The organism is Zarconia navalis LEGE 11467, from assembly GCF_015207075.1.
GTDB classification, from domain to species: Bacteria; Cyanobacteriota; Cyanobacteriia; order Cyanobacteriales; family Geitlerinemataceae; genus Zarconia; species Zarconia navalis.
On record NZ_JADEXN010000253.1, the window covers coordinates 1 to 7363 of the forward strand.

Genomic DNA, 7363 nt, shown 5'->3' on the forward strand with positions numbered 1-7363 from the left:
GTTAACCCCCCGCTCGAATCGAGATGAGGCTTCTGTGCGCAGGCTTTGGGAGCGTGCCGAGCGGCGAGTCGTCGGCGGATCGAACAGTGCTGCTTCGAGCATTAAGTTCGCAGTGCCATCGTGGACTTCCGTTTCTTCTCCCCCCATCACCCCCGCCAAAGCTACGGGGCGATCGTTGGCGGTAATGAGCAGGGTTTGGGCTTGGAGTTGGCGTTCTTCGCCGTCGAGGGTGGTGAGGGTTTCGTCTGCCTTGGCAAACCGCACGCCGACGGTGAGATTCTCGCGGCCAGTGGCTTGAGTTAGGCGATCGCGATCGAAGGCGTGCAGCGGTTGCCCCCATTCGAGCATCACGTAGTTGGTGATATCCACCACGTTATTTATCGGGCGTACCCCAGCCGCTTCGAGGCGTTGCTGTAACCAATTGGGAGATGGGGCGATTTCGATGCCTTCGATAACGGTGGCGATGTAAGCCGGACAGGCGATGGTTTCGGCAATGCTGACTTCTAAATTTTCTCCAGGGGCGATCGAAGAGGGTTTCACTTCGGGCAAATGCAACGTTCCCCCCGTCAGTGCGGCCACTTCCCGCGCCACTCCCACCATGCTCAAGGCATCCGCTCGGTTGGCCGTCGCAGTTAAGTCGAGGATCGCATCTTCTAACCCCAGCAACGGACGTACGTCGCTTCCCAATTGCGGGTTATCTAACTCGAAGATATGAATCCCTTCCGATTCTTTTGCCAGTCCCACTTCCGCCAGGGAACAAATCATTCCAGACGACGGTACGCCCCGCAGCTTTGCCGGTTTGATTTTCAAGTCGATTTGAGGGAGATAGGTTCCCACCGTTGCCACGGGGACGTAGATACCCGATCGAGCATTAGGAGCACCGCAAACGATATTGAGAAGAGAATCGCCGCCCACATCCACCTGACAGACCCGTAACTTGTTAGCATTAGGATGGGGTTCGCACTCGATAATTTTCCCTAAAACCACACCCGAAGCCCAAGTGCGACGATCTTCAATGTCCTCCACCTCAAATCCCGCCATTGTCAACAGGTGAGCTAATGCTTCCGGAGACAGTTCCAGGTCTACAAGTTCCCGCAGCCAATTCACAGAGATACGCACGATGTCACTTAGCTTATATTCGATCTTTAGCCTATCTATTTTACCCCTCGAAGGGATGACTTCCCGGCACTGGCAATCCCGAATAGCTTCTGGCCTGGGAACCGTTGGCTGCAAATTTTAAAAGTACCATTAAAGTACCATTATTGTCAGTACATTTACCGATCGCTTTCTCGCTCTAAGTGGTGAATGTCGCAACATTTATTCGAGGTTTCCCTCTCGTCACTCCCCTATTTTTTTAGACATACTTGTATTAGAGAAAATCGTCAGCTTGTCTGGGTGACAACAAAAAAGATCCACACTCATCTAATGGAGAATAACCGACAATGCGATCGATTCTCTCAACTGCGACTTCCTTCAACCGCACTATCTAAACTAAACAAACCCTTGAGTAAAATTGCATGAGTTACTGCATTAATCCGGACTGCCCCAATCCTAAAAATCCCCATGCCACCCAAGAGTGTCTCTCTTGTGGTTCTACATTACTGCTGGCCGAGCGCTATCGAGTCCTCAAAGCGATCGGCAAAGGTGGATTTGGCGCTACTTTTTTAGCTGAAAATGCGGTACTGCCAGGAAATCCAACCTGTGCGATCAAGCAATTGCGTCTGGCATCCAACGATGGTCGAGTCTTAGAACGAGCGAGAACGTTATTTCGCCGAGAAGCAGCAACTTTGGGAAAAATTGGCAATCATCCTCAACTCCCGAGTCTGCTCGATTATTTTGAAATCGATAATCGGTTTTATTTAGTTCAAGAATACGTTCAAGGTTTGACTCTCAAACAAGAAGTCAAACGTTACGGATGCTTTAGCGAAATGCAAGTCAAAGCGGTACTCGATGAAGTTTTGCAGCTCTTGGGGTATCTCCAGCAAAATGAAGTGATTCACCGAGATATCAAACCGGCAAATATTATTCGCCGTCGTCTCGATAATCGGTTGGTACTCATCGATTTTGGAGCCGTTAAAGACGAAGTCAGCCAGACGGGGTTGCTCCTCGATAGCGAAACCATGACCCCAAATACCTCATTTGCCATCGGGACTCCGGGTTTTGCCCCACGAGAACAAATGGCGATGAAACCCGTTTACGCCAGCGATCTTTACGCCCTTGGAGCGACCTGTTTGTACTTGCTCATCGGGCAATCTCCCCGACGGTTGGATTGCGATCCGGGCAATGGCGAGATTCTATGGCACGATCGAGTTTGCATCAGCCCTCACCTGACCCAGATTCTCGATAAAATGCTCAAGCCGTTACTTCACTATCGCTACTCGTCGGCAGAGCAAGTGCTAGCGGATTTGAACCGGGAACCCTCCTCCGAAGCGTTTTCGAGCGAGGAAACCGCAGCCGAACTCACCCTTGCCAATCTCGGCGAATCGAATCCCAGGGAGTCCGATGGATTTGAGGAGACTGATTATGGGAGTCCTCCCGCAGCGAAAGCCAATGGGTTTTCCCATCCCCAAGTTCCACCTACACCGATATCGGCGGCAACGGTGGAAATGCCATCTCCCAACCCGAGTTACCACGATACTTCTGGGGAAACAGGAGGCGATTCGGTCAGTTCGAGTCGCAGCCTGAGTTGGACGGCAAAGCGCACGATTTCTAACTCAACCGCACTTCAATATACGAGCGCTACGGACAAAACGTCATCGAGTGCGTCGGGAAAATTAACACCTCAAACTTTAAAAACATCCTACAAAAAAGGGGAACGAGATTTTGCCGATTGCGATCTCAGTGGTTTCGATTTACAACATATCGAACTATCTCAGGTGAATTTTTACGGAAGTAAGCTCGTCCGTACCAATTTGAAAGGGGCAAATTTACATAAAGCGGATCTCAGTTCTGCGAGCATGAGTTATGCGGTGTGTCGAGGGGCAAATTTAAGTAATGCTTATCTGAGTTATTCTAATTTATCGGGAGCAGACTTGAGAGGGGCAAATTTAAGTAATGCCTATCTCACTCATGCCAATTTGCGCGGGGCAAATTTATGTGGTGCAAATTTGATCGATGCTAAGGTATCTCAAACTCAATTGGCGATGGCTAAAACCAATTGGCGAACGGTGATGCCTAATGGCAAGCGATCGCTGTTTGCATGATAGCCAGACACTCATATTTCTTGAGAATTCATTGATGTTTGTTTTGACCGAATCTCCGTTTTTTTATACCTTGGCAGCATTATTATTTTCAGGGTTCGCCTCTACTATTTAGATTTTCTCGATCTATGTCAGAATTCGCCCCGATCGATGAATTTATTCAAGATTTAACGCTCCAAAAGCAGATACCTGGTCTCTCTGTGTCGGTCGTCAGGGAAGGCGAACCTCTGTTGATGAAAGGTTATGGAATTGCAAATTTAGAGCATGATGTTCCGGCAACCGAAAAAACAGTCTATGAAATAGCTTCTGTCGGCAAGACATTTACCGCGATGGTGGTGATGATGTTAGTTGAAGAAGGTACGATCGAGTTAGATAGAGCGATCGCCGATTATTTAGATGATTTACCCCCGGCATGGCATTGTGTAACCGTTAGGCATATCCTCTCTCATCAATCGGGAATTCCAAGTTATACGGATGCCGAGAACTACTGGGATATTACCCACTTAGAGTTATCTAAAATCGAAGTTTTAGCCCTGGTTAAAGATTTACCCCTCAAGTTTCAACCGGGAGAATCTGTGGGTTATGACAATACCGGTTACTATCTGCTGGGGATGATGTTAGAGCAAATCTATCGTAGACCTTATGCCGAGATACTTCACGATCGGTTATTTGCACCTTTGGGAATGAAATATACGCGGATGAATAGCCCTAAAGAAATCGTACCTCATCGAGCAGCGGGTTATCGTTTGCCGACGAATCAATTGATAAATAAACCTTACTATAGTCCTTCAGTTACCTATTCTGCTGGCGGACAGCTTTCGAGTATCGAAGATATGGTTAAATACGAAAGAGAGTTATGTCAGCCGAGTCTACTCAAACCATCGACCCTCGATTTAATGTGGACTCCCAACTTTCCCCGACGAAATAATTGTTGGCAAGAACCTGGATATGCAGCGGGTTTAGGATGGTGGATACTCAATTATCAAAATAGACGGGTTGTTTCTCACAACGGTTCGATTGTAGGATTTGCCAGCAATATCACTCGCTTTATAGACGATCGAATCACTGTTATTTTGTTGTGTAATCTCGATAAAATCACCCGTCCCGATGCGATCGCAAAGGAAATTGTCGGTTATTATTGTCAGGATATTGCGGGTTTGCCCGTTCGACCCGCACTCAGTTAATGAGAAGATTTTGGGTAAGTTGCACGGCAAGCGAAATTACCGAACCGGGGAGATCGCTATTCCTCCCCCATAAGAAGTATAAAAATATATTAAATAAGATTAAAATTAGTTATTAACACCAAAATAAGACTCACATCAATGGTACTTTTTGGATTCGGTAAAAAGACAACTCTACCCACCGCCGAAGAAGCATTACCCGGACGCAGCCAGCCGATGCCCGTCCCCGAGAAGCATTTCGTTAATGGCAACCCCCTCAAACCTCCCTTTCCCGAAGGAATGGAAACAGCAATGTTTGGGATGGGCTGTTTCTGGGGGGCAGAACGCCGCTTCTGGCAGCAAGATGGGGTCTTTTCTACCTCTGTGGGTTACGCCGCCGGATTGACTCCCAACCCCACCTATCAGGAAGTCTGTTCGGGGAAAACGGGTCATAACGAAGTCGTATACGTGGTATTCGATCCCAACGTCATCAGCTACGGAGACTTGTTGAAAGTATTCTGGGAAAGCCACAATCCCACCCAAGGAATGCGCCAGGGCAACGATGCGGGAACCCAGTATCGATCGGGCATTTATACTTATTCCGACGACCAACGCAAACTTGCCCAAGCTTCCCACGATGCCTACCAAGAAGCGCTAACCCAAGCGGGATACGGCGAGATTACAACCGAAATCATCGACGCACCGCCATACTACTACGCAGAAGACTACCACCAACAGTATCTCGCCAAAAATCCTAACGGTTATTGCGGCTTAGGGGGTACGAACGTGACTTGTCCGGTGGGCGTTGTGGAAGCTTAGTTTTTAGACAAATATCGTAATTTAGTTGAATATTTAGGGGCTAGTAAAAACTATTTACTAGCCCTATTTTTTGAGTGTAGGTAGTTTAATATTTAGTCGATTGAAGAAAATAGAAACTATTTTTGAAGAAGCTGATAAACTGTTAGATAGAGCGAGCCATGAAGAAGCTTTTCTTGCATTCAAAGAAATAGCTCAAAATCAGATTTTAGAGAAATCTATTAGAGCAGAAGCATACAATATGATGGGAGTTATTATTGCAGAACCGGCTCCTGACTTGTCTAAGAATGAAGATGAGTCAGGATTAGAATATTTTAAAGCCGCACTGGAGCTTGATGAGAATAATTTAGGTGCAGCATTAAATATACTGGAAGGCTATCGAACCAGTCCGACCGGTCATAGCGATCGAGAAAGTGTTAAATTAGCCTGTAGCCTTTTAGAAAATCATCATTGGGATGAAATTTCAGAATTCGATCGACAACTAGTTATTGAGAATCGAAGAAAATTATTATAGCGGTTTTCATGAAGGTTGAACCCAACCCACTACATCGGGGTAGGCACGGGGGCACTACCCCTACAGGTTCTCTAATTTTTCCAATCCACTATGTTCGGGGTTAATATTTCTGCAAACTGCTATAGGGACTATAGGTAATGCGGAGAGTTGAGGGATGAATATGCAGCTTTGAGGCGAACTCGATAAACGACCCGATTCAAACTTTCTCAAAAGTCAATCATGTCAGGCGCGAATTTCTCCACCCAAGCAGAGCGATCGCGCGAATTAAGAGTGCTAAACCCAGAACAATGACAAACGGCAAATAAAACAGCATCGACACCCCCAGCCGATTGATAAATGTATAGGTAAACGCAATCCAGAGATAGTACATTCCCACAACGTGCAGAACTTTAACGACGCGACGATCGAACCAAGACGAAAAGCGATCGAATGACGTTACCATCATTGCCAGAATAAACAGATAACCCAAGAGTCCACCGGGATCGTAGAGGAAATTTGCGTCGCCGATCGCGATCGCAAGTTTGGCGATCGCCAGGGCGTGAAAGCCGTAGGAAACTGCCATGGCAATGACGAGATAGCGGTAATTATCCACCATCCATCGTGTCAGAGAATTAGCATGAATTTGGCGTAGTGAAAAAGCGGTAAATGCAGCGAGAAATAAGACCCATGAAGTTCGAGCCGTTGCCCGCACCACCATGCGCAGACTTGGCTCGTTGATGCCGTAAATCAGTAAAATTAAAGCGATGGCGATCGCGATCGCCAATGCGCAATAACCGACGATTTTCCATCCCCGAATTGCAAGTTTTGTTGTCAGTTTTGTTGTCAGTTTTGTTGATGTCACGATCGAACATCCTTCGAGTAGCGTATCGTTTCGATCTCACTTTAAAGAGTCCACTGGGCGATCGTCTTGTCCGATATTCCGAAAAATATTCCGATCTTCCAAATATTTCGATCGAGCCTTATTTCCATCCCACCTACCGCGTATCTCGATACACTTTAGGTGTCGTTTGGGTGTACTTGCGAAACACCCGCGTGAAATGACTTTGATTGGTGAAACCCACTTGCAGGGCAATTTCCACGATCGGGTATTCCCCTTGGCGCAAAAGTTGTTTGGCTTTCTCGATCCGGCAGTGGGTTGCGTATTGGAGGGGAGTTCGTCCGGTAGATTGTTTGAATAAAGTGGCAAAATAGTGAGGACTCATTTGCACCGCCGCCGCGAGTTCGTTTAACGTGAAACTGCGATCGAGGCGATCGTGAATGTAGGAAATTGCTTGCTTTAACTTATATTTGGGCAATCCTCCGACGTAGTCTTTAGTTTCAGTCGGTGACGACGAGTATCGCCGCAACAAATGTACCGAAAGCGCCGCTGCCATCGAACTCGCATACAACCGACTATCGCTTCCCCCCGCTTCGAGTTCGGCTTTGAGTGCCAATCCCATCTGTTGAATCAGCGGATCTCGTAGCTTCGGTTGCGGGACGAGTTCGATCGATTCGGCAACAGATTCGCCAACGGTTTGACTCAGCATCGCCGGTTCGAGAAAAAGCTCAATTAACTCCACATCTCGATCGATTTGCGTTGTGGGAAAGGGTTCGTTGGCGGGGAAAATGACGATATCGCCGTGGGTGTAATGCTGATGTCGCCAAGTGCCATTCACCTCATAGCTGGCATGGAA

7 protein-coding genes are annotated in these 7363 nt (G+C 47.3%); 4 read left to right on the forward strand and 3 right to left on the reverse strand.

Features of this window, described 5'->3' with window-relative positions; genetic code table 11:
- On the reverse strand, positions 1–1119 hold a 1119-nt coding region (pheT, locus tag IQ235_RS13770; RefSeq protein ID WP_264322026.1), incomplete at its 3' end, for a phenylalanine--tRNA ligase subunit beta.
- 398 nt (positions 1120–1517) lie between these two features.
- On the opposite strand from pheT, the gene IQ235_RS13775 reads away from it, so the two are divergent.
- The 4 genes from IQ235_RS13775 (at position 1518) to IQ235_RS13790 (ending at position 5690) form a co-directional block, all read left to right on the forward strand.
- Entirely contained in the window at positions 1518–3203 is a 1686-nt protein-coding gene (locus tag IQ235_RS13775; protein WP_264322027.1) for a serine/threonine-protein kinase, read from the forward strand.
- Positions 3204–3328: 125 nt separating this feature from the next.
- Complete coding sequence (locus tag IQ235_RS13780) at positions 3329–4384, forward strand: serine hydrolase domain-containing protein (protein ID WP_264322028.1); 1056 nt, start codon at positions 3329–3331, stop codon at positions 4382–4384.
- A 138-nt stretch (positions 4385–4522) separates the two neighbouring features.
- Positions 4523–5179: a peptide-methionine (S)-S-oxide reductase MsrA gene (gene msrA, locus IQ235_RS13785; protein WP_264322029.1), complete on the forward strand. Its 657-nt coding sequence runs from the start codon at positions 4523–4525 to the stop codon at positions 5177–5179.
- A 70-nt stretch (positions 5180–5249) separates the two neighbouring features.
- Positions 5250–5690: a hypothetical protein gene (locus IQ235_RS13790; protein ID WP_264322030.1), complete on the forward strand. Its 441-nt coding sequence runs from the start codon at positions 5250–5252 to the stop codon at positions 5688–5690.
- A gap of 217 nt (positions 5691–5907) precedes the next feature.
- Here IQ235_RS13790 and IQ235_RS13795 read toward each other — a convergent pair whose 3' ends face one another.
- Positions 5908–6531 (reverse strand): hypothetical protein, encoded by a 624-nt coding sequence (locus IQ235_RS13795; RefSeq protein ID WP_264322031.1) that lies wholly within the window; start codon positions 6529–6531, stop codon positions 5908–5910.
- A gap of 133 nt (positions 6532–6664) precedes the next feature.
- On the reverse strand, positions 6665–7363 hold a 699-nt coding region (locus tag IQ235_RS13800; protein ID WP_264322032.1), incomplete at its 5' end, for a helix-turn-helix transcriptional regulator.

What these genes read in the sequence shown, in the direction of transcription:
- IQ235_RS13775 (WP_264322027.1), top strand. Translation starts at nt 1,518, where the DNA reads ATGAGTTACTGCATTAATCCGGACTGCCCCAATCCTAAAAATCCCCAT.
- IQ235_RS13780 (WP_264322028.1), top strand. Translation starts at nt 3,329, where the DNA reads ATGTCAGAATTCGCCCCGATCGATGAATTTATTCAAGATTTAACGCTC.
- msrA (WP_264322029.1), top strand. Translation starts at nt 4,523, where the DNA reads ATGGTACTTTTTGGATTCGGTAAAAAGACAACTCTACCCACCGCCGAA.